The organism is Corynebacterium sp. UMB9976, from assembly GCF_030212265.1.
GTDB lineage: Bacteria > Actinomycetota > Actinomycetes > Mycobacteriales > Mycobacteriaceae > Corynebacterium.
This window is the reverse complement of the sequence record NZ_JASODY010000004.1, coordinates 106315-127119: the sequence shown is the minus strand read 5'-3', so window position 1 is coordinate 127119 and position 20805 is coordinate 106315. Positions and strand designations below refer to the sequence as shown.

General features: G+C 66.7%; 19 protein-coding genes. 12 read left to right on the top strand and 7 right to left on the bottom strand.

Annotation, left to right across the window (positions count from 1 at the left end):
* The 4 genes from QP140_RS10405 to QP140_RS03925 form a co-directional block, all read right to left on the bottom strand.
* Positions 1-104, bottom strand: a 104-nt coding sequence (locus QP140_RS10405; protein ID WP_442874997.1) for a transposase-like zinc-binding domain-containing protein, incomplete at its 3' end; no start/stop codon positions are given.
* A gap of 205 nt (positions 105-309) precedes the next feature.
* Positions 310-1494, bottom strand: coding sequence for a glutamate--cysteine ligase (locus tag QP140_RS03935; protein WP_284758296.1), 1185 nt, complete (start codon positions 1492-1494; stop codon positions 310-312).
* 127 nt (positions 1495-1621) lie between these two features.
* Entirely contained in the window at positions 1622-2791 is a 1170-nt protein-coding gene (locus tag QP140_RS03930) for a LytR C-terminal domain-containing protein (RefSeq protein WP_284758294.1), read from the bottom strand.
* A gap of 143 nt (positions 2792-2934) precedes the next feature.
* Positions 2935-3171 (bottom strand): DUF3263 domain-containing protein, encoded by a 237-nt coding sequence (locus tag QP140_RS03925; RefSeq protein ID WP_041628622.1) that lies wholly within the window; start codon positions 3169-3171, stop codon positions 2935-2937.
* A 57-nt stretch (positions 3172-3228) separates the two neighbouring features.
* Between QP140_RS03925 and QP140_RS03920 the strand changes: the two genes are divergently transcribed.
* The 5 genes from QP140_RS03920 to QP140_RS03900 all read left to right on the top strand — a co-directional run bounded on the left by QP140_RS03920 (position 3229) and on the right by QP140_RS03900 (position 8181).
* Positions 3229-3906 carry a peptide deformylase gene (locus QP140_RS03920; RefSeq protein ID WP_284758292.1) on the top strand — a complete coding sequence of 226 codons (678 nt, stop codon included), beginning with the start codon at positions 3229-3231 and terminating at the stop codon, positions 3904-3906.
* An 11-nt stretch (positions 3907-3917) separates the two neighbouring features.
* Complete coding sequence (locus tag QP140_RS03915) at positions 3918-5084, top strand: N-acetylglutamate synthase, CG3035 family (RefSeq protein WP_284758291.1); 1167 nt, start codon at positions 3918-3920, stop codon at positions 5082-5084.
* Positions 5085-5175: 91 nt separating this feature from the next.
* Positions 5176-5952, top strand: coding sequence for an exodeoxyribonuclease III (locus QP140_RS03910; protein WP_284758290.1), 777 nt, complete (start codon positions 5176-5178; stop codon positions 5950-5952).
* Between the two features lie 21 nt (positions 5953-5973).
* Positions 5974-7485: a cardiolipin synthase gene (cls, locus tag QP140_RS03905; RefSeq protein WP_284758289.1), complete on the top strand. Its 1512-nt coding sequence runs from the start codon at positions 5974-5976 to the stop codon at positions 7483-7485.
* 150 nt (positions 7486-7635) lie between these two features.
* On the top strand, positions 7636-8181 hold the full coding sequence (locus tag QP140_RS03900; RefSeq protein ID WP_070759504.1) for a MarR family winged helix-turn-helix transcriptional regulator: 546 nt from the start codon (positions 7636-7638) through the stop codon (positions 8179-8181).
* 133 nt (positions 8182-8314) lie between these two features.
* On the opposite strand, the gene QP140_RS03895 is transcribed toward QP140_RS03900, so the two are convergent.
* The 3 genes from QP140_RS03895 to QP140_RS03885 form a co-directional block, all read right to left on the bottom strand.
* Positions 8315-9523, bottom strand: a complete 1209-nt coding sequence (locus QP140_RS03895) for a multidrug effflux MFS transporter (RefSeq protein WP_284758287.1) — start codon at positions 9521-9523, stop codon at positions 8315-8317.
* Positions 9524-9603: 80 nt separating this feature from the next.
* Complete coding sequence (locus QP140_RS03890; protein ID WP_284758285.1) at positions 9604-10425, bottom strand: ABC transporter permease subunit; 822 nt, start codon at positions 10423-10425, stop codon at positions 9604-9606.
* A 7-nt stretch (positions 10426-10432) separates the two neighbouring features.
* Positions 10433-11443, bottom strand: a complete 1011-nt coding sequence (locus QP140_RS03885; protein ID WP_070759498.1) for an ABC transporter ATP-binding protein — start codon at positions 11441-11443, stop codon at positions 10433-10435.
* Positions 11444-11639: 196 nt separating this feature from the next.
* Between QP140_RS03885 and QP140_RS03880 the strand changes: the two genes are divergently transcribed.
* The 7 genes from QP140_RS03880 (at position 11640) to QP140_RS10370 (ending at position 20465) form a co-directional block, all read left to right on the top strand.
* Positions 11640-13061, top strand: coding sequence for a hypothetical protein (locus QP140_RS03880; protein ID WP_262369057.1), 1422 nt, complete (start codon positions 11640-11642; stop codon positions 13059-13061).
* Positions 13061-14209, top strand: a complete 1149-nt coding sequence (locus QP140_RS03875) for a transporter substrate-binding domain-containing protein (RefSeq protein ID WP_284758283.1) — start codon at positions 13061-13063, stop codon at positions 14207-14209. The genes QP140_RS03880 and QP140_RS03875 overlap by 1 nt, the downstream gene beginning before the upstream one ends.
* Positions 14210-14212: 3 nt before the next feature.
* Positions 14213-16819 (top strand): tetratricopeptide repeat protein, encoded by a 2607-nt coding sequence (locus QP140_RS03870; RefSeq protein WP_284758281.1) that lies wholly within the window; start codon positions 14213-14215, stop codon positions 16817-16819.
* A gap of 46 nt (positions 16820-16865) precedes the next feature.
* Positions 16866-17768 carry a molybdate ABC transporter substrate-binding protein gene (gene modA, locus QP140_RS03865; RefSeq protein ID WP_284758279.1) on the top strand — a complete coding sequence of 301 codons (903 nt, stop codon included), beginning with the start codon at positions 16866-16868 and terminating at the stop codon, positions 17766-17768.
* Positions 17765-18571, top strand: coding sequence for an ABC transporter permease (locus QP140_RS03860; RefSeq protein WP_284758278.1), 807 nt, complete (start codon positions 17765-17767; stop codon positions 18569-18571). The genes modA and QP140_RS03860 overlap by 4 nt, the downstream gene beginning before the upstream one ends.
* Positions 18572-18640: 69 nt before the next feature.
* A complete protein-coding gene (gene moaC / locus QP140_RS03855; protein WP_284758277.1) occupies positions 18641-19153 on the top strand; it encodes a cyclic pyranopterin monophosphate synthase MoaC in 513 nt (170 codons plus the stop codon).
* Positions 19146-20465, top strand: a complete 1320-nt coding sequence (locus tag QP140_RS10370; protein WP_336620621.1) for a molybdenum cofactor biosynthesis protein MoaE — start codon at positions 19146-19148, stop codon at positions 20463-20465. Before moaC ends, QP140_RS10370 begins: the two co-directional genes overlap by 8 nt.
* Positions 20466-20805: the final 340 nt, after the last annotated feature.

The following is a 20805-nucleotide window of genomic DNA, read 5'->3' as shown; positions in this document are numbered from 1 at the left end:
CAGTCAGGGTTTTTGCACCGCCATCTGGTTGTTCCTTTGGTTGTGGTGCCGTTTTTCTTCATGTGCCCAGTACATATAGGGCATCGGGGTCTGTTTGGAGTCACCCAGAAAGACAACCAAGCCGCTGATACCACATGCAGGAGCCATTCCGGTGGATTGGACAAGAAACGGGCCTGAATAAGGTCTGGAACCTTATTTAAGCCCGTTTTATGCGGTCTGACCAGCGGATAGGCTGAAAATCAGACACACTTTTTGCTACTTAACCCTCAGTGGCAGCCGCGGGCGCTGTGCTGTGCGAATTAGTGCGCTCTAGTCCCGGGCGGTCTCCCGCAGCGTGCGGGCCGTCAGCTCCACCGCGGCGCGCCACGCCCGTGGCTGGGTGAAGCCCTCCTCGGCACCCGCATCCCCTCGGGTGCGCACCCCCGGCTCCAGCGCGGCACCGGCCGCGCGGGCCGCCGCGCGCTGGCGGGCATAATCCCCGCCCGTCTCGATCAGGCGCAGCACATCCTGCAGCTCAGCCTTGCAGCCCAGCTCCTCGGCAAGCGGGGAGAGCTCCTCCACCCACCGGCGCAGCTCGTCGGTGACCATCCGCTCCGTGGTCTCCCGATCGGTGATGATCAGCGCTTTCAGGCCATAGCGCGCGGCGCGCCACTTATTCTCCGCCACGTGCCACTGCTGCAGGCTCGGCAGCTCCTCGCCCGCGTCGTACATCCGCTCGAAGTACACGACCAGGCAGTGCAGGTACGCGCTGATAGCCGCGACCTCCCAGATCGCCATCGTGGAATCCGCAAAGCGAACCTCGATGGTGCCGTACTTGGACGGGCGGACGTCGAAATGCATAGAACCGGTGTGGTTAATCACGCCGGAACGATCCTGATCGCGGTTGAACTCCTCCCACTCATCCCAGGAGGCGAATTGATAAGGAATGCCCGCGGTCGGCAGCTGCTGATACAGCAGGGTGCGGTTCGAGGCATAGCCGGTGTCCAGCCCCTCCCACGCCGGGGAGGAAGCCGACATCGCCAGCACGTGCGGGTAGTGAGTCATCACCGCGTTGATGATCGGCCAGACCTTCTCCTTCGAGCCCACGCCCACGTGCACGTGGATGCCCCAGATGATCATCTGCCGCCCCCAGTACTGGGTGCGCTCGATGATCTCCCGATAGCTTTCCTTGTCGCTCATCTCCTGGTCACCCCAGTTGGTGAACGGGTGGGTGCCCGCGGAGAACAACAGCACGCCGATGCGATCGGCGCAGTCCAGAAGCTGCAGCAGCTGCTCGCGCAGGTCCTCCACGGCGGCGGGGATATCCTCGTGAACGGTGGTGACCATCTCCACGGTGTTGGCCATGAACTCGCGGGTCACGCGGTGACCCGGGTAGACCTTATCCATGAGGTCGAGCAGTTCCCCGGCCCGTGGCACCAGGTCCAGGGTCTCCGGGTCGATGAGGGCGACCTCCCACTCGAGTCCAACGGTGGGTTCAGATCCGGGAAAGTCCATCGGCCCAATCATCCCTTCGCTCGGTACAGCACGGCAGTCATTCGGCTCGTGCTGCGTGGCGCGGCTATCGCGTGAAGCCGGGGCGCGGGTCCCCGGCGCGTTCTATCCCCCTATCCTTGCAGATCGCCTAGCGAGGCATGTCATTCACCGTGACAACAATCACCGCACCCGGTGGCGGGCCGTCCAGAAGCTGGACGTCGCGGAGGGAATCGTCGATCTCACGGTTGCGCTCGCGGGTCTCGAGGCCGTGCTCCTTGGCGATCTGCTCGGCGGCGGCCTTCGCCTTCGCGTCCCCGGCCGGGTAGAGCACGACGGACTCGCGGAAGACGTACGCGGAATCCGGCAGGTTACCGATCGACTTCGCGTCCCACTTCTCGCCGCGCAGGCCGTCGGCGGTGCGTCCGGCCAGGCCTTCGATCGGGGAGTTGTTCAGGACGGTGACGTGGGTGGCCTCGCGGTCCTTGTCGCTCAGCGCCCCCTGGTTCTCGGCATCCTCGGCGGCCCTCTTCTCGGCCTCCGCCTTCTTTTCCGCTTCAGCCTTTGCGTCGTCGGCGGCCTTGTCGCGGGCAGCCTGACGCTCGGCGTTTTCCTTCTCCTTGGCCAGGCGGGCCTGCTCGGCAGGGCTCAGGTTGCTGGTGTCCTCGTCCCCCTGACCGGCCTGGACGTTGCCGTCCTCGGAGTCGTTGCCGTTGACGAAGCTGACCGCACCCCAGGCGATCAGTGCGATGGCGACGGCGATGAGCACCATCGCCAGGCCGCGCAGCGGCAGCCCCTGGCCGGAGCGGGCTTCCGCACCTACCTGGCCGCCCGGCTCGCCTGCGGCGACACCGGCCTCACCAGCGCCTGCGCCAGCGCCCGTTGCACCAGCAGACCCCGCGCCAGCAGCACCGGCTGCCCCGGCGCCGGCTGCGCCAGCGACCGCGGCCCCGCCGATGCGGCGGCGGCCCGCCTCATGGTGACGCTGGGCCGCGGCGGCAGACTCGTCGTCATAATCCTCGTATTCGCTGTCGCCGTACTCATCCTCGTACTCTGCGTACTCGTCGTCGTACTCTGCGTAGTCACCGTCGTGGTAACCCGCGTAGCCAGCGGCATAGTCCTCATGCTCGCCGTAGCCATCGTCGTAGCTACCTTCGTAGCCATCGTCGTAGCCGTCGGCGTCGTAGTCGGAGTATTCCGCGTCCTCGAACTCGGCGTCGATCGGGTCCTCGTGGGCGCCGTGCTGCGGCTCCAGGTTGAGGGGGCGGTCGTCGTCGAAGTTCTCGTCGAGGGAATGGCGTGGTCGATTCGAATCAGTCACGACACAAATCTTAACTACAGTCACACCCGCCACGGCAGCGGCGCGCCGAGAAGCCCGCGCTTTCCGTGAGCCTCACTCCCCTGCCCCGCCGTGCCGATACGTCAGTCCCGCCACCGCAGCCACGGGCCGCACCGAACCAGCACTCACTCCTCCCGGCGGCGCAGCAGGGTGCGCACCAGCACCGGATCGAAGTCCAAGGCCTCCGGCTTCTCAATCAACCGATTCAGCTGCTGGAAATAGCGCACCGGCTTCACCCCGAAGCGATCCTGGATCGCCTCCCCCTTCGCCCCCGGGTGCCGCCACCATTGCCGCTCGAACTCCAGCATGGCGCGCTCCCGCTCACTCAGAGCAGAGTTTTCGGGATTCACGGAGGCTGGCATGCTCATAAAGCTAGTGCACTTCGGCCCTTGAACGCCACGCACCCTAAAATGGTCGCCATGACTGTTCTGCCCATCGTCATCGCTGGCGATCCCGTCCTGCACAACCCCACCAACAAGGTCGGGGAACCAGACCTCGACGCCAACGGCGTCCCCACCGAGGAATTCAAGAAGTTCATCGCGGACATGCACGAAACCATGGACCGCGCCCACGGCGTTGGCCTGGCAGGCAACCAGGTGGGGGTGCCTAAGCGGCTCTTCGTCTACCACTGCCCGGACATCGACGGCCCCAACGGCGAGCAGCGCACCGAGGAAGAAATCGCTGCCCAGGGTGGCCCGATGCGCCGCGGCACCGTCATCAACCCGGTGCTGGAAACCAGCGAGATCCCGGAAACCATGCCCGATGAGTACGAGGATGAGGAAGGCTGCCTCTCCGTCCCCGGCTACTCCTTCCCCACCGGGCGGGCCGACTGGGCACGCGTGACCGGCATCGACGAGAACGGTGAGCCGGTGACCGTCGAGGGCTACGGCTTCTTCGCCCGCTGCCTGCAGCACGAGGTCGGCCACCTGGATGGCTTCCTCTACACCGACACCCTCATCGGCCGGAACAAGCGCGCCGCGAAGAAGACCTTCAAGGCCGAGGGTTGGAACGTCGAGGGCAACCGGACCTGGCTGCCCGGGGTCGATAAGGATCCCTTCGGGCACGACGACGTCGGTTCGGCCGAAACGCAGGATTAGCTAGCCGCCCTATGAAGGATCACTCCGCACAGCAACCAGGGACGGGTACTACCGCAGGCAAGGCCACCGCGCCCCACGAGGTGGATACCGATCTCGTCGCCGCGGCCGCCGGTGCCCGCCGCGTCCCCGGCCTGGGCTTCCCGCTCTCCCGCCGCACTGATCCCGTCTCCGTGCGCCCGGGGGTGAGGGTCGTGGTGCGCCGGGTGACCGGCCGGCTCGCCGAATCCGGCCGGCCGGAAGTCAGCGACGTCATCGGCACACTGCTCAGCGTGGATCCGCTGGTCGTCCGCCCCGCACCCCGGAAGCGGGAGCCCGGCACAACCGCACAGGAACCGGTAGAGATCGCGGCGGGCAGCGTCGTCGTCCTGAAAACCTTGAGCACCAAACCGGTGCGCAACAGCGACATCCGGGCGGTGGAAGAAGCCATCGCGCAGGCCTTCCCCGGCATCGAGAACTCCTGGGTGGAGGGCTGGCTGTGCCGCGCGGGCGACGGGATCACCGAGCGCTCCAACACCGCCGTGCCGCTGGGTCCCAATGCGGCGCTGCAGCCCGTGCCGGTGGAAGGTATCAAGGCCTTCTATGCCCAACACGAGCTGCCCGCAGCGCTCATGGTGCCGGACCGGATCGGGCGGACCGCGGAGAACCTGGAGGGCACGCGCGGGCCGGAGATCCTCGTGATGACCCGGGAGCTGGAAGACCTCGGCGAGCCCCCAGCGCTCACCGGCGACGCGGGCCTGGTGCACCCCAACTTCGCGGGCCAGACCCTGGAGATCGAGGTGCTGGACCAGCCCACCGAGGAGTGGCTCTCCCGCTACCACTTCCGCGGCCAACCACTGCCCGAACACGCCCTGGAGCTGCTGCGCACGCGCATCGACGGGACACTGGGCTTCGCGCAGGTCCGCATCGGTGGGACCCTCGCCGCGATCACCCGCGCGACGATCACCACCACCGAGGCCGGGCGCTCCTTCCTGGGTTATTCCGCGGTGGAGGTTCTGCCGGAGTACCGACGCCACGGGTTGGCCACCCACCTGGGGCACGTGCTGCTGCACTGGGGCGCGCAGCACGGCGCCACGGAGGCCTACCTGGAGGTCATCGAGACCAACACCGCCGGGCGGGGGCTGTACCACGACCTGGGTTTCTCCGAGCACCACCGGCACCGCAGCCTGCAGCTGGACTAAAACCGGGCGCGCTGGGCAGGCAGTCGCCGCAGAGCGAACAGACTGCCCCGCCGTGCAGGGCGTGTCCGCAGGCTTCAGTAGGCTGTCATCTATGCGCATCGCCACGTGGAACATCAACTCCGTCCGCACCCGCGAAGACCGGGTCCGAGCCTTCCTGGAACGCTCCGACGTGGACGTGCTCTGCCTGCAGGAAACCAAGTGCACGGATAAGCAGTTCCCGGACTTCAGCGACACCGGCTACGAGCAGGCACACCACGGCCTGCACTCCTTCAACGGGGTCGCCATCCTCTCCCGGGTGGGCCTGGAGGATGTGCAGACCGACTTCGGCCAACCCGGCTTCGATAAGGATCTCAACGCGCCGCAGGAGCAGGAAGCCCGCGCCATCGGCGCGGTCTGCAACGGCGTTCGGGTGTGGAGCCTGTACGTGCCCAACGGCCGGGAAATCCGCGACCCGCACTACAGCTACAAGCTGGCCTGGCTGGACGCGTTGGCAGCTCACGCGAACGCCACCGGGGAGGACAGCACCGAGGAGAAGTTGGTGCTGACCGGCGACTTCAACATCGCGCCCCGCGACGAAGATGTGTGGGACCGCAGCTGGTTCGAGGGCAAAACCCACGTCACTCCGAATGAGCGCAAGCGGCTCACCGCGCTGGAGGACGCCGGCCTGACCCAGGCCACGGAGCTCATCGCCGACCAGTACACCTACTGGGACTACCAGGCCATGCGCTTCCAGAAGAACGAGGGCATCCGCATCGACCTGCAGTACGCCCGCGGGCTCAAACCCGAGGCCGGGCGCGTGGACCGAGACGAGCGCAAGGGCAAGGGCGCGTCCGACCACGCCCCCGTCATCATCGACTACGCCGTCTAAACAGCCAAGAGGAACAAGCAGATGTGGTGGCTAGAGCCCGTCGACATGGCGGTGGGAGTAGTGGACCAACTGGAGTGGTACCACTTCCTCATCGTCGGGCTGGACTACGTCCTGAAGTTCGTGGCCCTGGGGTGGGTGCCGCAGAAGCGCCGCCCCTCCTCGGCCATGGCATGGCTGCTGGCGATCTTCCTCATCCCCTTCATCGGCATCCTGCTGTTCCTCATGATCGGCTCGCCGGTGGTCAACCGGCGCCGCCACAAGATCCAGGTTCAGGCCAACACGCTGATCCGCGACATGTCCAGCGGAGAGCCGGACGTCCCCGAAGGCCTGGACGTCACCGAAGAGCAGCTCTCCATGGTGCAGCTCAACCGCGAACTGACCGCGATGCCAGCGGTGGGCGGAACCCTGCGGAAGCTGTACTCCGACTACGCGGAATCCATCCGCGAGATCGCTAACGCCATTGACGAGGCCCAGCACTACGTCAACGTCGAGATCTACATCATGGCCTGGGACGAAACCACCGACCCCTTCTTCCAGGCACTGGCCCGGGCCGCCGACCGGGGCGTGAAAGTACGCCTCATGTACGACCACGTGGGCTCCATGAAGTACCCGGAATCCCACCTGCTCGGTCGCAAGCTCGACCGGCTAGGCATCGAGTGGTACGCCATGCTGCCACTGAAGCCCTGGCGCTGGAAGTTCCGTCGGCCCGACCTGCGCAATCACCGCAAGCTCGTCATCACCGACGGGGAGCGCGCCTTCATGGGCTCCCAGAACATGATCGACGCCAGCTACCTCAACTCCGGCAACCTCAAGCTGGGCCGGCAGTGGGTGGACATCATGGGCGAGTTCACCGGGCCGATCGTGTCGATCATCAACTCCGTGTTCGCCGTGGATTGGTATTCCGAATCCGGGGAAACGCTGGACCTCATCGACCCCTCCGTCCACGCGGAGCAGCTCGCCACCGCCAAGAAGGACACCGGCGCCGAGCTCATGCAGCTCGTCCCCTCCGGGCCGGGCTTCACCACCGAGCCGAACCTGCGGCTCTTCGTCTCGATGGCGCACCACGCCAAGGAAAGCCTGCAGATCGTCAGCCCCTACTTCATCCCCGACGAGTCCCTCCTGGAGGCCGTCACCACCGCAGCCTACCGCGGGGTGAAGGTATCGCTGTATGTCTCCGAGGAATCCGACCAGATGATGGTCGGGCACGCGCAGGCCTCCTACTACGAGGAACTCATGGAATCCGGCGTGGAGATCTACCAGTACCCCGCGCCCGCCGTGCTGCACACCAAGTGCGCCATCGCCGACGGCGAGGTGGCCGTCATGGGCAGCTCCAACATGGACATGCGCTCCTTCGGGCTGAACTACGAGATCACCCTCATGACCTTCGAGGGCGCGGTCATGGACAGCCTCCAGGAGATCATCGACGCCTACCGCGAAGCCTCCCTCCGCCTCGACCCGAAGGAGTGGAAGAACCGCCCGTGGTACAAGCAGTACCTCGATAATGTCTTCCGCCTGACCAGCGCGCTGCAGTAGCCCAGCCCAGGGCAATTACTTTTCTCCCGCAAAATGCCACGGAAAAGCCTCGCCCGCGCCTACACTGGCTAGCTACATAAAGAAAATGTCGGCCCACCGAATTGCCCCTGACGCATGTAGCTATCCAAGGACAAAGAGCGAGGAACAGTAATGAGCAGCACAGCGACCTCCCCCCAGCGCCCCAAGCCCAACGTCAGCGGGCACAAGGCGAAGGAAGTCCTCCCGGACGTCGACGTCGCCGAAATCGCGTCCAGTGTCTTCGACTTCCTCTCCGCCACGCGCCGCCTGATGAGTCGCCCCAGCGCGGACATGAAGATCTCCCAGTCCGAGATCGAGGTGCTGCAGTTCATCTCCCAGCACCCGGGTTGCGGTGTCTCCGAGATCGCCCGGCTGCGCTTCCTCCGCGCCTCCAACGTCTCCGCCACCGTCCGCCGCCTCATTAACGACGGCCTCGTGGACCGGCAGGCCAATGACTACGACCGCCGTGCCCAGGACCTCTACCTCACCGACAAGGGGGTGGACATCATGAACACCATCACCGACGAGTGGGCGATGTTCATCGCCCAGGCCACCTCCCGGATGGAGCGCTCCGATGTCCGCAAGCTGCGCGACGGTGTCCCCGCCCTGCGTGGGCTCTCCGATGCTGCGGAGGCGATCATCGATAACCTCCAGCGCGAGCGCGAACGCGTGATCTAGCCGCTGGAGCTGCCCGGGAGCCACTTAAGGGCCACCCCGGAGCCACCGAAGAGCCACCCCGGGGCCGGGCCCTGTCGTTACTGCCCTGGCGTTAGTGCTGTGACATGACGGCTGCGTCATGACGGCTGTGGCGCTACTCCGCGTTCGGGGCGAACTTCGCGGCCAGCAGCGTGCCCGCGATAGCCACCGCCACCGAGGCGATCATGCACAGCCCCAGGGCCAGCATCCGGTCGAAGCCCAGGCCCACCAGCGGGCTCATCACCCCGGCCACCACGAACTGCCCCGCACCCAGGACCGCCGAGCCAGCGCCCGCGCGATCCGCCGCCAAGCCCTGGGCCAGCGCGGTGGAGTTAGACATGTTCAGCCCCACCCCGAAGGTGGCGACGAAAACCGCAGCCGCCAGGGCGTACATCGCGGCGTCGACGTCCCTGGGAAGGACGAGGGCGCACAGCAGCACCGCCACCGCCCCGACGGCGATCAAGCACACCGCCACGCGCTGCAGGCGCCGCGCCCCGATGCGCCCCACCAGACGGATATTCAAAGAGTTCGCGCTCAGCAACGCGACCGCATTGAGTGCGAACATCGCGGAGAAGCCCACCGAGCTCAGCCCGAAGACCTCCTGGTAGACGTAGGAGGAACCGGAGATGAAGGCGAACATCGTGCCGAAGCCAAACGCGAAAGCCATCGCATAGCCCACGAACGCCGGGCGGCGGAATAGCCCCAGCATGTTCCGGTACATCCGCACCGGCCCACCACCATGGCGCCGCTCCACCGGCAGCGTTTCCGGCTGGCGCCAGGCCACGAGAATCTGGGCCAGGGCGATCAGCGCCAGGGTGAAGAAGATCGCCCGCCAGCCCGCGGCCTCGTTGATGACCCCGCCCAGCAGCGGCGCAAGGATCGGGGCCACGCCGATGATAAGCATCATGACCGAAAGCGCCTGGGCGGCGGCCGAGCCGCGCAGCTTATCGGCGATCATTGCGCGAGTCAGCACCACGCCCGTGCCGCCGGCAACGCCCTGGAAAAAGCGAGCGGCAATCAACACCGCCGCCGTGGGGGCGGTCGCGCACACCACGGAGGCAATCAGTCCCAGCACCATCCCGAAGCACAACAGCCCACGGCGGCCCCGGCCGTCCGAGAGTGGCCCAATCAGCAGCTGCCCCAGGGCCATACCCACCATGTAGGCGGTAATGGAGAGCTGCACCACGGCGGGGCTCGCCCCCAGGTCCCGACCGATCAGCGGTAGGGCGGGCAGGTACATGTCCGTCCCCAGCGGCCCGCCCGCAGAAAGCAGCGCGAAGCCCGCCAACGTCAGCACACCGAGCTGCTGCTTCTTCGAATCCATTTTTTATTTTTTACTCCAACCTAGCGCCGCGGTGCTCACGGGCACCGCGGCGCTAGGCGTACCAAGAACTAGCGGGGACTTTAAGCGTCGCGCTTCTTCAGGGCGATCAGGCCGGCGAGGAAGAAGATCACACAGAAGGCCGCGAAGTAAAGGATGGACCCGACCTGGCCCCACGGGGCGTCCGGGGTGTCCATCATCATCGTCGCCATGTCGATGTTGTTGAAGGGCATGTACGGCGGCAGCCAGTCGCGAATCTTCGGGACCAGTGGCACGACGGCACCTTCGACAACAAGCTTCCACAGCAGCAGGGCCGCGATGCTAGCCGCCGTCGAGCGGAGCAGGTAGCCCACGCCCGTGGAAATCACGACGGAGAGCAGTGCGTACAGCACCAGGCGACCGATCGCGGTCCACAGGTCGTCTGCCCCGAAGCCGGCGGACTCCAGGATCGTGTCATTATCGGTGATGATGCGGGAGGCGGCGAACTTGCTGGTCCACACGGACAGCACCGCGCTGACGAAGGTCAACACCATGGCGAGCACGCCATAGACCAGGACCTTCGCAAAAGGCACCGGGAGGCGCTTCGGCGTGGCGAGCAGCGTGTTTTTCGCGGTGCCATTGGCGTACTCGTTGGTCACGTTGAGCACAGCCTGGATGATGATGATCATCATGCCGAAGACGAGCATGCCGCCCAGCGCACCCGTTGCGTCCAGGGCGTTCTTCGCGTCGACGACCCCGGCGACATCAGCCGGGCCATCGCTCTCGGTCGCCGTTTGGTAGATCAGGCCTGCGCCGACACCGTTCAGCGCAGCGAAGGCAATAGAAAAGAAGAGGATCAGCCCGGAGGTCCACCACACCGCCTTGGTCGTGGAGAGCTTGAGCCATTCAGACTTAATCAGGTTCATGGGTTCTTTACTCCCCCTTCTCGATGCGGTTGTCTGCACCGTCGACCGGAACACCCAGCTCGGCGGTGGATGGGGTGGCCGGAATCCCCGGGGCGCCCAGCCCGGCCTTGGCCTGGTACTCGACGGAATGCCCGGTCTGCTGCATGAAAGCCTCCTCCAGGGAGGCGGACTTCTGGCTCAGCTCGTTCAGGCGCAGCCCGTAGGTGTAGGCCAGGCCGCCCACCCAGTCGGTGTCGTGATCCGGGACGACGAGAATGTCGCGCCCCTCGGCGTCCTTACTCTTCTCGAAGTTCACGGCCTCCTCACGCAGCGCGTTTTCCATCTCGGCCAGGTGCTCGGAACGCACGATCGTGGTGGTCTGGGAGGAGCTCTTGATGAAGTCGTGGACGGACTGATCCGCTACCAGCTTGCCCTTACCGATCACGACCAGGTGGTCGGCGGTCTGCGCCATCTCGGAGAGCAGGTGGGAACTGATCAGCACCGTGCGTCCCTCGCGAGCGAGCTGGCGGACGAAGTCACGCACCCAACGAATGCCCTCCGGGTCGAGGCCGTTGACCGGCTCGTCCAGGATCAGGACCTCCGGGTCGCCCAGGAGTGCGGCGGCGAGCCCCAGGCGCTGCCCCATACCGAGGGAGAACTTGCCTGCCTTGCGACCGGCGACGTTGGACAGGCCAACGATGTCCAGCACCTCGTCCACCCGCTTGCGGGAAAAACCATTCGCCGCGGCGATCCAGCGCAAGTGGTTGACGGCGGAGCGGTTGGGGTGAACCCACTTCGCATCCAGGAGGGTGCCTACCTTGGTCAGGGGGCGGTCGAAGTCCGCGTAACGCTTACCGTCGATCAGGGCGGACCCGCTGGTCGGCGTGTCCAGCCCGACGATCATTCGCATCGTCGTCGACTTTCCGGCGCCGTTGGGACCGAGGAACCCGGTGACAATCCCGGGTTTGACCTCAAAATCCAAGTTGTCGACAACGGTGGTGCCACCGTATGCCTTGGACAGCGAGTTCACTTTGATCATGGGCACCAGTGTGCCATAGCAAGCAGACATCCCGACAGATCAGCGGCCTGCCTTTCCGCTGCATACCCCCTCCATCCCCCACAGTCCCCCCCTGCAGAGTCCCCACACAGTGCGGCTTGACTAGCCCGCAGAACCCCGCGCACCGTTTGTGACGGGAGTGGCAATAGTGAATTGTGCCCTGCGTTATAATCAGGCCATGTCTGCGCCGCTCTATGCCGATGCCGATCGGTGGATGGATCGTGACGACTCGCCTGCGGGCAGTCGCACGGTCCGCGGCCTCATTGCCCCAGCCATGGCGCTGCCCAAGCGCTTCCTCAACTTCATCTCCACCACGCCCGGGATCCTGACGATCATCTCCTTCCTACTCGTCGCCGCGATCCTCGCCGCCGGTGGCGCGATGGCGCTGAGCTCCACCTGGCGGCAAGACGACCTCAACACCCTGGTGAGCCGCACCGAACCGCTCTCCAACGCGGCCCAGGAACTCTTCAATTCCCTCTCCGTCGCGGACTCCGCCGCCACCACGGAGTTCCTCGAAACCAAAGAGCAAAACTCCGCCCAGTCGCAGAGCTACGACCGACACATCGCCAACGCCAGCCAAGAGATCATCAAGGCCTCCGCCGGCATCGACAATGTCGGCTCCCGCGAGATGGAGCTCGTCCTCCAGCTGCAGACGAACCTGCCCCGCTACGTCGAGCTCGTCTCCGAAGCGAGCGCGAACGACCGCTTCCGCAACCCCGTCGGAGCGTCCTACCTGACGCAGGCCTCCCACCTGATGCAGCAGACGATGCTGCCCGCCGCCGAGGAGCTCTACACCATCACCTCCAAGCAGGTCAGCGAGCAGCAGCGCAACGTGATCTCGCCGATGTGGTTCCCGCTTTCCGGACTCATCGCCGCCGTCGTCCTGCTGACCATCGCGCAGCTGTGGCTCTCGGCCAACACCAACCGCGTATTCAACATCGGCTACCTGACCGCCACGATGCTCATGGTCATCGCCCTACTCGTGGCGTCCATCAGCGCGGGCTGGACCTGGAAAGCCGGCACCAACTGGATCCAGTCCTCCATGGGGCCGCTCGAAACGCTCACCCAGCAGCGCATCGCCGCCCAGCAGGCCCGCACCGGCGAAGCCCTGGGGCTGGTGCAGCGCAGCTACGGCGACGACAACCAAGAGAAGTTCTCCGCGACGATCGCCCGGATCGACAACGAGCTCGAATCCATCCGCGACTCCGTGGTCTCCCCACACCGCATCGTCCTGGCCCGCGAGCACCTCCAGAAATGGGACGCCGCCCACGCCGACATGGTCTACGAACTGCAGCACGGCAACTTCAAGGCTGCCTCCGCCGCCGCCCTGGGCTCCCCCTCCGACGACGACCAGCAGGCCGTCGTCGCGAACTCCAATCGCTCCCCCAAGGACGTCCGACTCGACCTACGCACCAGCTACACACTCTTCGACGAAGAGCTCCAGGAGCTGATCAGCGAGTCCCGCGAGCAGCTGCGCGACGTGCTCACCGCAGGACAGTCGGCAGCGCAACGCACCGCGACGATCGTCGCCATCATGACCGCCGTCGCCGCAATCGCCACGCTGGTCGGTACCAGGCCGAGGGTGAGGGAGTACCTGTGATGATCGACGCCAACCGCCGCACCACCCGCGCAGGTCGCTCCCACCTGCTCCGGGGCACCGCTGCGCTCCTCGGCGCCGCGACCCTGCTCACCGGCTGTGCCACCACGCCGACCAGCCCGTCCTGGCCGATCGTGGCCCGCGAGCCCGACGCCGACCTGCCCGCCCAGGCGCGTATCTACGACACCGCAGACCTCGAGCCCGTCCACACCGAACCCGCGGAACCCCTCGGCTCCCTGGCCCCCACCGCAGCCAGCGTGAAGGAGAATGTACCGAATATCTCCAAACGCGGCCGCCTCATCGTGGGTGTTGCCCAGTCCCTCTACCGGCTCGGATACCGGGACCCGGAGAGCTCCGACCTCATCGGCTTCGAAGTCGACCTCGCCCGCGAGATTGCCCGCGATATCTTCGGCGACCCCAACAAGGTGGAGTTCCGCTACGTGGAATCCCGCCACCGCGAGGACGCCCTCCGCACCGGCGACGTGGACCTCGTGCTGCGCACCATGACCACCACGCGGGAACGCCAGAAGTCACTGGAGTTTTCCATCCCCTACCTCCACATCGAGGAACGCCTGCTGACGCTCAAGGGCTCCGGCATCGAGTCCATCGCCGACCTCAAGAATAAAACCGTCTGCGCCTCTCAGGACTTCCCGCCCGGTGTGGTGGCACATCTCCTCCACCCCAAGCGCATCCTGCAGACCCGCACGTGGACCGACTGCCTCATGGCCATGCAGCAGGGGAACGTGGACGCCATCTACTCCGACGACGCGATCCTCTCCGGGCTCGCCGCCCAGGACCCGGACACCCACCTCATCGGAGCATCCCTGGGCGAGGGCTACTACGGCGTGGCCATGGCCCCGCCCGGCAAGGTCGTGGGGCCCGGCGCGGAGTCCCTCGACGAGGACGACGAGCACGTGAGCTGGCAGAGCGAGGGGCTCACCCGGCAGGTCAACCGCACGCTCGAGCGGCTGCGGGATACCGGCGAGCTGGACCGGATGTATAAGAACTGGCTCGAGGAGTACCTGGGGCCAGCGAGGGAGTTGCCCGCCCACTACCGCACGCCAGCGGAATCCGCCGCGCTGACCAAGGAACGCGAAGAATACAACAGGGAGCAGATTCCCGGCATCGAGGAAGCGAAGGGAGGCGAGTAGAAGATGAGCGAAAAGGACGCAGCGGAGCAGAACATCCAGGAGCAGGGCCGCACCCCAGAACCGGATGCTGGACCACCAACTGAGGCAGTGGACCGCACCGAACCGGAGGCTGCAACTGGGCCGGACGCAGCGACCGGGCCAGACGTCGTCACCGGTGGCACCGCGGAGCACCCCGAACCGGACGTGACCACCGGCCCGGCGACCGAACCCGGAGTCGCGAGGAAGGACGAGGACGACGGCGAGAACGGCACCGAGGCCGTCGTCTTCGACCCCTTCGCTGACGACGATGACGAGGAAGAATTCGACCTCGCGGACCTCGGCGACCTCTCCGACCTCATCGAACCCGGCAGCACCGCCCAAGGGCGCAACAAGGCTGACGTCCCCACCTCCGCCACCGAGGTCGGCGGCAGCACCAGCGGGGCGACCACCGACCCCGTCAAAGTCGACTCCGGGGAGCGCTCCCGCCGGGAGGCGCTCTCCACCTTCCGCGAACTGCGTGGCGCGGCGCGCGAGGGCAAGAACGTCGCCGACGGCATGGTCCACCTGCCGTTCATCACACCCACCGTCCCCGAAGAAGCGATCATTGACCCCAGCGATGCGATCGCCAAGGGCATCGACCCGCCCACCTTGAAGGCCGGGGACCTCGTCGCAGGACAATACGAAATCCTGGGCCCCATCGCCCACGGTGGCCTGGGATGGATCTACATCGCGACCGACCACAACGTCGCGAACCGCTACGTCGTCCTCAAGGGCCTGATGGCGACCGAGAACGAGCACGAACGGGCCGTCGCCGACTCCGAACGCGCCTTCCTCGCGGACATCACCCACCCCGGCATCGTGAAGATTTTCAACTTCATTGACGACCCCCGCTCCCCCGGCGGATTCATCGTCATGGAGTTCGTGGGCGGGCCCTCCCTGCGCGAACGGCGCCGCGAATCCCCCAACAACACGCTGCCGGTGGACATCGCCATCGGCTACATGCTGGAGGTCCTGCCCGCCCTGGACTACCTGCACTCCCGCGGGGTGGTCTACAACGACCTCAAGCCCGACAACATCATCATCACCGAAGACCAGGTCAAGCTCATCGACCTCGGCGCGGTCAGCGGCATCGGGGCGTACGGGCACATCTTCGGCACCAAAGGCTTCCAGGCACCCGAGATCGCCAGCACCGGGCCGACCGTGGCCAGCGATATTTACACCGTGGGGCGGACGTTGGCCTCGCTGGTCGTGAACCTGCCCATCACCGATGGCGCCTACGACGCCGAGCTGCCCACGCCGGAGGAGGAACCGCTGTTCCAGCGGTATATGTCCCTCTATCGGCTGATTCTGCGGGCCACCGACCCGGATCCGAATAAGCGCTTCAGCTCCGCGGTCACGCTCGCAAACCAGATGGTCGGCGTGCTGCGCGAGGTGCTGGCGATCCGAGATCGGGTGCAGCACGCACACCTGGACACCCGCTTCACCGCGCAGCGATCCACCTATGGCACGAAGCACATGCTCTTCCGCACCGACCAGCTCATCGACGGCATCCCGCGGTCCGTGCAGATCGCTGCCTCGGAGGTCATCGCGGCACTCCCGCTGCCGTTGACCGACCCAGCCGACCCCGGCGCGTCGCTGCTCTCGGCCGCGCGGTACACGGAGCCCGGGGAAGTGCTGGACACGCTGGAGTCCGCGGCCAAGCAGCCGCAGATGTCCAGCTCCGTGGAGATCCCGCTGACGATGGTGCGGGCGCGGCTCGACATGGGGCAGGCCCAGGAGGCGCAGGACAAGCTCGACGAGGTGCAGGACTGGTTGGGCGGCGACTGGCGCTTCCGGTGGCTCTCCGGTGTCGCAGCACTTCTGCGCAGTGATTTCGTCACCGCGCAGTACCACTTCAACGAGGTGTTGCATCTGCTGCCCGGCGAGCCGGCGCCGAAGCTGGCGCTCGCGGCGACGAACGAGCTGCTCATGCAGCAGCAGGGGGTCAATACCACCAAGCTGCTGGACGACGAGACCGCCCAGCTCGGCGCGATGCTGTCCTACGCCTACCGCACGCCGGTCACCGAGGATGTGAAGGTGCCGCCGGCGCGGCACTTGTCGCAGGAGCCCGCCACACTGCGGATGCAGACGATGCGGTTGTACGGGCTGGTCTGGGCGACGAACCCCACGACCGTGTCCTCTGCCTTCGGGCTTGCGCGGCAGCTCGTCGCGGAAGGCCTGGTGGATGCCGCGGTGGGCGTGCTGGACCGGGTGCCGGTGGCTTCGCGGCACCACCGGCTGGCGCGGCTGACCAGCATTCTCATGCTGATCAGCGACCGGAGTAGGCTCTCGGAGTCCCGGATCCGGCGTGCCGCGCGGCGGTTGGAGATCATGCCGACGAACGAGCCCCGGATGCAGCAGGTGCGTCTGGCGGTGATGCTGGCTGGGCTGAACTGGATTTATCTGAACAAGAAGAAGGGCAACGACGTGAGCAGCGAAAGCCCGCTCTTCGACGTGCCCTTCACGGAGCGTGGGCTGCGGCGGGGACTGGAGCAGGGGCTGCGGATGCTGGCGCGACAGGCGCAATTCGATCTGCACCGCTTCCGGCTGGTGGATATGGCGAATATGATCCGCCCGCGCACGTGGTTCTGATGCGCTTAGCGCGCTCCCACCGAGGCGCTCGCCTAGGATCAGACCCATGATGATCCGCTCGGCACGCCGCGCCACCGGTCGCGGCCTCGCACGCGGTGCCACCCGCCGCGCGCCGCATCGCACCACGCGCCGCACGTCGCGCTTCGTGGCCGCGCTCGCCGCTGCACTCGCGGGGATGCTCGCGCTCGCCGCTTGCTCCTCGGAGGACACTTCGAACGCGCCCCTGCGCGTCTTCGCGGCCGCCTCCCTCAGCGTTGCCGGCGACGACCTGCTGGAGCTCTACGCCGCCGAGCACGACGGCCAGCAGATCGAATGGAACTTCGCCGGCTCCTCCGCCCTCGTCCGCCAGATCGAGCAGGGCTCCCCCGCGGATGCGTTCATCTCCGCTGACGAGAAGAACATGGACAAGGCCCTCCAGCTGCCGGAGTTCAGCAACGTCACGGACCGCGGGGAGCCGCGCATCGTCGCCACCAACCAGCTGGTCCTGGCCGTCGCGGAAAACCCCACAACTCCAATCACGTCTCTGGAGGACCTGAGCAAGGGCGCGCGCGTCGCCATCTGCGCCCCGGAGGTCCCGTGCGGCACGCTCGCCCACGAGGCGCTTAACAAGGCCGACACCACGATCACGCTGCAGAACCCCTCCGAGGAGGCCAACGTCTCAGACGTCGCGACCAAGGTCGCCACCGGCCAGGTGGACGCGGGCTTCATTTACGCCTCCGACGCCGCCGCCATCCAGCGCCAGGGCACCAAGATCACCACCCTGCCGATCGCACACGTCGCGCCGAATAAGTACCCCGCTGCCAGCACGGATGCAGGGGCCGATAACCGTGCCACCACCACGCCCGCCGCCGAGTTCGTCCGCTGGCTCGCCACCCCGACCGCCCAGCGTATCCTCGCCGAGCACGGCTTCGGCCCTGGGGAGATCGAAATGGGAGAGATCGAAAAGTGAGCGCACGCGCCTTCCCTCTCTGGACGCTCGCGCTCGCTATCCCAGGCTTCGCGCTCATCGCGGGCCCGATGCTGGGGCTGCTGCTGAATATCCCGTGGACTAAGGCGCTGCAACTCGTCACCGCCCCGGAGGTGCTGACCTCCCTGGGGCTCTCGCTATCCACCGCCGCGGTCGCCACCGCGCTCTCCGGGGTCTTCGGCGTCCCCCTGGCGCTGTGGCTCGCCCGCCTCCAGCACCGCCGCCCGGGGTTATCGCAGCTCATCCAGCTCGCGGTCTACGCCCCGCTGGTGCTCTCCCCCGTGGTCAGCGGCCTGGCGTTGGTGTTTTTCTGGGGACGTCCCGGTCTGCTTGGGCCCCTGCTGGAGCGCGCGGGATGGTCGGTCGCCTACACGACGTTGGGGGTCGTCGTGGTGCAGGTTTTCGTCGCCCTGCCCTTCGTCGTCGCGACCGCGGTGACGGCGCTGCGTTCGGTTCCGGATTCCGTTCAGGACGCCGCCGCCGTCGACGGGGCGAGCAGGTCCGAGGCGTTACGCTTGGTCATTCTGCCGATCGCGTGGCCGGGGATCGCGGTGGGTTTGGTCCTGGCCTTCGCCCGCTCGCTGGGTGAGTACGGGGCGACGTTGACCTTCGCCGGCAACGTTGCGGGCCGAACCCGCACCCTGCCGCTGCTCATCGAGCTCGGGTTGAGCTCCAACGATATGGATCGTGCGCTGGGAGCCTGCCTGGTGTTGCTGGCGGTATACGTCCTGGTCGTAGGCGGTATCGCTGGGCTGCGCCTGGTGCAGCGGGGCCGCCGTGGCTAAGGCGTGTCTGCCCCGAAAGTTAAGCTGTGTAGCGAAAGCTAGTTCTTGGCCCCAAGGAGCGTGGAGAATATGTCCGACCCGCAGCCGCAGCTGACGCATGTGCGCGGTGATGGCTCCGCCCACATGGTGGACGTCACCGGCAAGTCCGAGACCACCCGCACCGCGACGGCGGAGGGCTTCCTGCGGACCCGGGAGGACGTCCTCGCCATGATCTTCCAGGATGGGGACGGCGACCAGGCCGGCCTCCCGAAGGGGGATGCGCTGCCGGTGGCGCGTGTCGCCGGGATCATGGGCGCGAAGAAGACCCCGGAGATCATTCCGCTGTGCCACCCGCTTCCCCTGGGCAAGATCACCATCGACTTCGAGAAGGTCACCGAGCCCTCCCCTGCGGTGCGGATTATCGCGACGGTGAAGACCCGCGGTGTCACCGGCGTGGAGATGGAGGCGCTCACGGCGGTGAGCAGCGCGGCACTGACGGTGTACGACATGCTCAAGGCCGTGGATAAGCACGCCGAAATCACGGGCCTGCGGGTGCTGGCGAAGGCCGGCGGGAAGTCCGGGGATTGGAGCGTCAATGACTAACACGGAGGTGTCGCGGACGGCAGCTGCGCCAAGCTCGGCGCCGCAGGACCTGCGCGCGAGGAATGCGGGGCGCACGGGCCTGGTGATCGTCGCGTCCACGCGGGCGGCCGCGGGCGAGTACGAGGACCGCTCCGGCGTGCTGGCCGTGGAGTGGCTGCGGGAGCGCGGAATCGAGACCCCGGATGCACTGATCGTCGCCGACGCGGACGTCCCCGCGGTCGTGGAGCAGCTCTTCACCAGGGCCGGCGGCGCTGGTGTTACTGGTGCTGGAGCCGCGATCCCGGCGTTCGACGCGTTGCCCGACGTGGTGCTCACCTCCGGTGGCACCGGGGTCTCCCCCAGCGACGTCACCGTGGATGCGGTGGAACGCTTCCTCACCCGCCCGCTGCCCGGCATCGCCGCTGAATTCTTCCGCGTTGGCGCTGCCAAGGTGCCGACGGCGGTGCTCTCCCGCTGCGTCGCTGGGGTCGTCGACCGCCCCGCCCGTGGCGAAGGGAGCGCGGCACAGAGCGCGGGCTCCGCTGCGCAGGTTGGTGCGGCTGAGCGTGGTGCCGACGGGCAGGGTCAGGGCGCAGATCGGTGTCATGGTGCAGAGCGTGGTAACACCGAGCGTGCTTTCGTCATGACGCTGCCCGGGTCCCGCGGCGGGGTCCGCGATGGCCTGGAAGTCCTGGATGGCGTGCTCGAGCACCTGCTGGACCAGCTCGCGGGTGGCGGCGACCACGAGGCCAAGGCTGCACAAGCCCCGATGGCAGAAGCTTCACCACCTGCACCCACGCACGTTCCTGAGTCAAGCGCTGCCGAGCAGAACCACACGCTGCACGGGAGCGGCTGCTGCCACGGACCAGCCGTCCCCGATCCGCCGCACGTCGCGGAACAGACGGGCGTCGTCGTCCACACTCGGATCACCGAGGAGCCGCTGGAATCGCTGCTCAGCTCGGCGAAGGACGTCACCGCCACCCCAGCGATGGGCGCAGTCAGCACCTTCGAGGGTGTGGTGCGCGACCACGATGGTGGCGAGCTCGTCGACACCCTGACCTATAGCTGCCACCCCAGCGCGGCGCACGTGCTGCGGGAAGTGGTGGAAGAGGTCGTGGCCACCCACCCCGACGTCCGCGCCTGGGTGGCTCACCGCACCGGACCGCTGGAGATCGGTGACCTGGCGTTCCTCGTGATCGTCGCCGCCGCGCACCGAGGCCCGGCCTTCGCCGCCACCGCGGAGCTGGCCGACCAGGTTAAGGCGCGGGTGCCGATCTGGAAGGAGCAAAAGCTGCGCAGCGGGGCCACCACCTGGGTCGGCCTCGATAGCTAAAGCCCCACAACTTCCTCGGCGCTTCCCTCCCCCTCCCCTTTCCGCTCCCGCGCGACCTCCCCTCCCCCGTTTCCGCCCCGAGCACCCTCCCCTCCCCCGTTTCCGCTCCCGCACCCCTCGCCCCTCCCGTTTTGCAGAGTGCGATGCAGCGTCACGTTCCGAGCACCCTCCTTCTCCCGTTTTGCAGAGTTTAAGGTCGGAAAACGCCCAAAAAGCGACATCCAACTCTGCAAAACGCATATGAGAGCGGGCAAAACGCGGCTGAGGGAAAGCGCATCACGGAAGTGCAAAACAAAGGAAAAAGCTGGTGGCCCGCAAGCCACCAGCTACCCCCTCACTG

What these genes read in the sequence shown, in the direction of transcription:
- QP140_RS03935 (WP_284758296.1), bottom strand. Translation starts at nt 1,494, where the DNA reads ATGGACTTTCCCGGATCTGAACCCACCGTTGGACTCGAGTGGGAGGTC.
- QP140_RS03925 (WP_041628622.1), bottom strand. Translation starts at nt 3,171, where the DNA reads ATGCCAGCCTCCGTGAATCCCGAAAACTCTGCTCTGAGTGAGCGGGAG.
- QP140_RS03920 (WP_284758292.1), top strand. Translation starts at nt 3,229, where the DNA reads ATGACTGTTCTGCCCATCGTCATCGCTGGCGATCCCGTCCTGCACAAC.
- QP140_RS03915 (WP_284758291.1), top strand. Translation starts at nt 3,918, where the DNA reads ATGAAGGATCACTCCGCACAGCAACCAGGGACGGGTACTACCGCAGGC.
- QP140_RS03910 (WP_284758290.1), top strand. Translation starts at nt 5,176, where the DNA reads ATGCGCATCGCCACGTGGAACATCAACTCCGTCCGCACCCGCGAAGAC.
- cls (WP_284758289.1), top strand. Translation starts at nt 5,974, where the DNA reads ATGTGGTGGCTAGAGCCCGTCGACATGGCGGTGGGAGTAGTGGACCAA.
- QP140_RS03900 (WP_070759504.1), top strand. Translation starts at nt 7,636, where the DNA reads ATGAGCAGCACAGCGACCTCCCCCCAGCGCCCCAAGCCCAACGTCAGC.
- QP140_RS03895 (WP_284758287.1), bottom strand. Translation starts at nt 9,523, where the DNA reads ATGGATTCGAAGAAGCAGCAGCTCGGTGTGCTGACGTTGGCGGGCTTC.
- QP140_RS03890 (WP_284758285.1), bottom strand. Translation starts at nt 10,425, where the DNA reads ATGAACCTGATTAAGTCTGAATGGCTCAAGCTCTCCACGACCAAGGCG.
- QP140_RS03885 (WP_070759498.1), bottom strand. Translation starts at nt 11,443, where the DNA reads ATGATCAAAGTGAACTCGCTGTCCAAGGCATACGGTGGCACCACCGTT.
- QP140_RS03880 (WP_262369057.1), top strand. Translation starts at nt 11,640, where the DNA reads ATGTCTGCGCCGCTCTATGCCGATGCCGATCGGTGGATGGATCGTGAC.
- QP140_RS03875 (WP_284758283.1), top strand. Translation starts at nt 13,061, where the DNA reads ATGATCGACGCCAACCGCCGCACCACCCGCGCAGGTCGCTCCCACCTG.
- QP140_RS03870 (WP_284758281.1), top strand. Translation starts at nt 14,213, where the DNA reads ATGAGCGAAAAGGACGCAGCGGAGCAGAACATCCAGGAGCAGGGCCGC.
- modA (WP_284758279.1), top strand. Translation starts at nt 16,866, where the DNA reads ATGATGATCCGCTCGGCACGCCGCGCCACCGGTCGCGGCCTCGCACGC.
- moaC (WP_284758277.1), top strand. Translation starts at nt 18,641, where the DNA reads ATGTCCGACCCGCAGCCGCAGCTGACGCATGTGCGCGGTGATGGCTCC.
- QP140_RS10370 (WP_336620621.1), top strand. Translation starts at nt 19,146, where the DNA reads ATGACTAACACGGAGGTGTCGCGGACGGCAGCTGCGCCAAGCTCGGCG.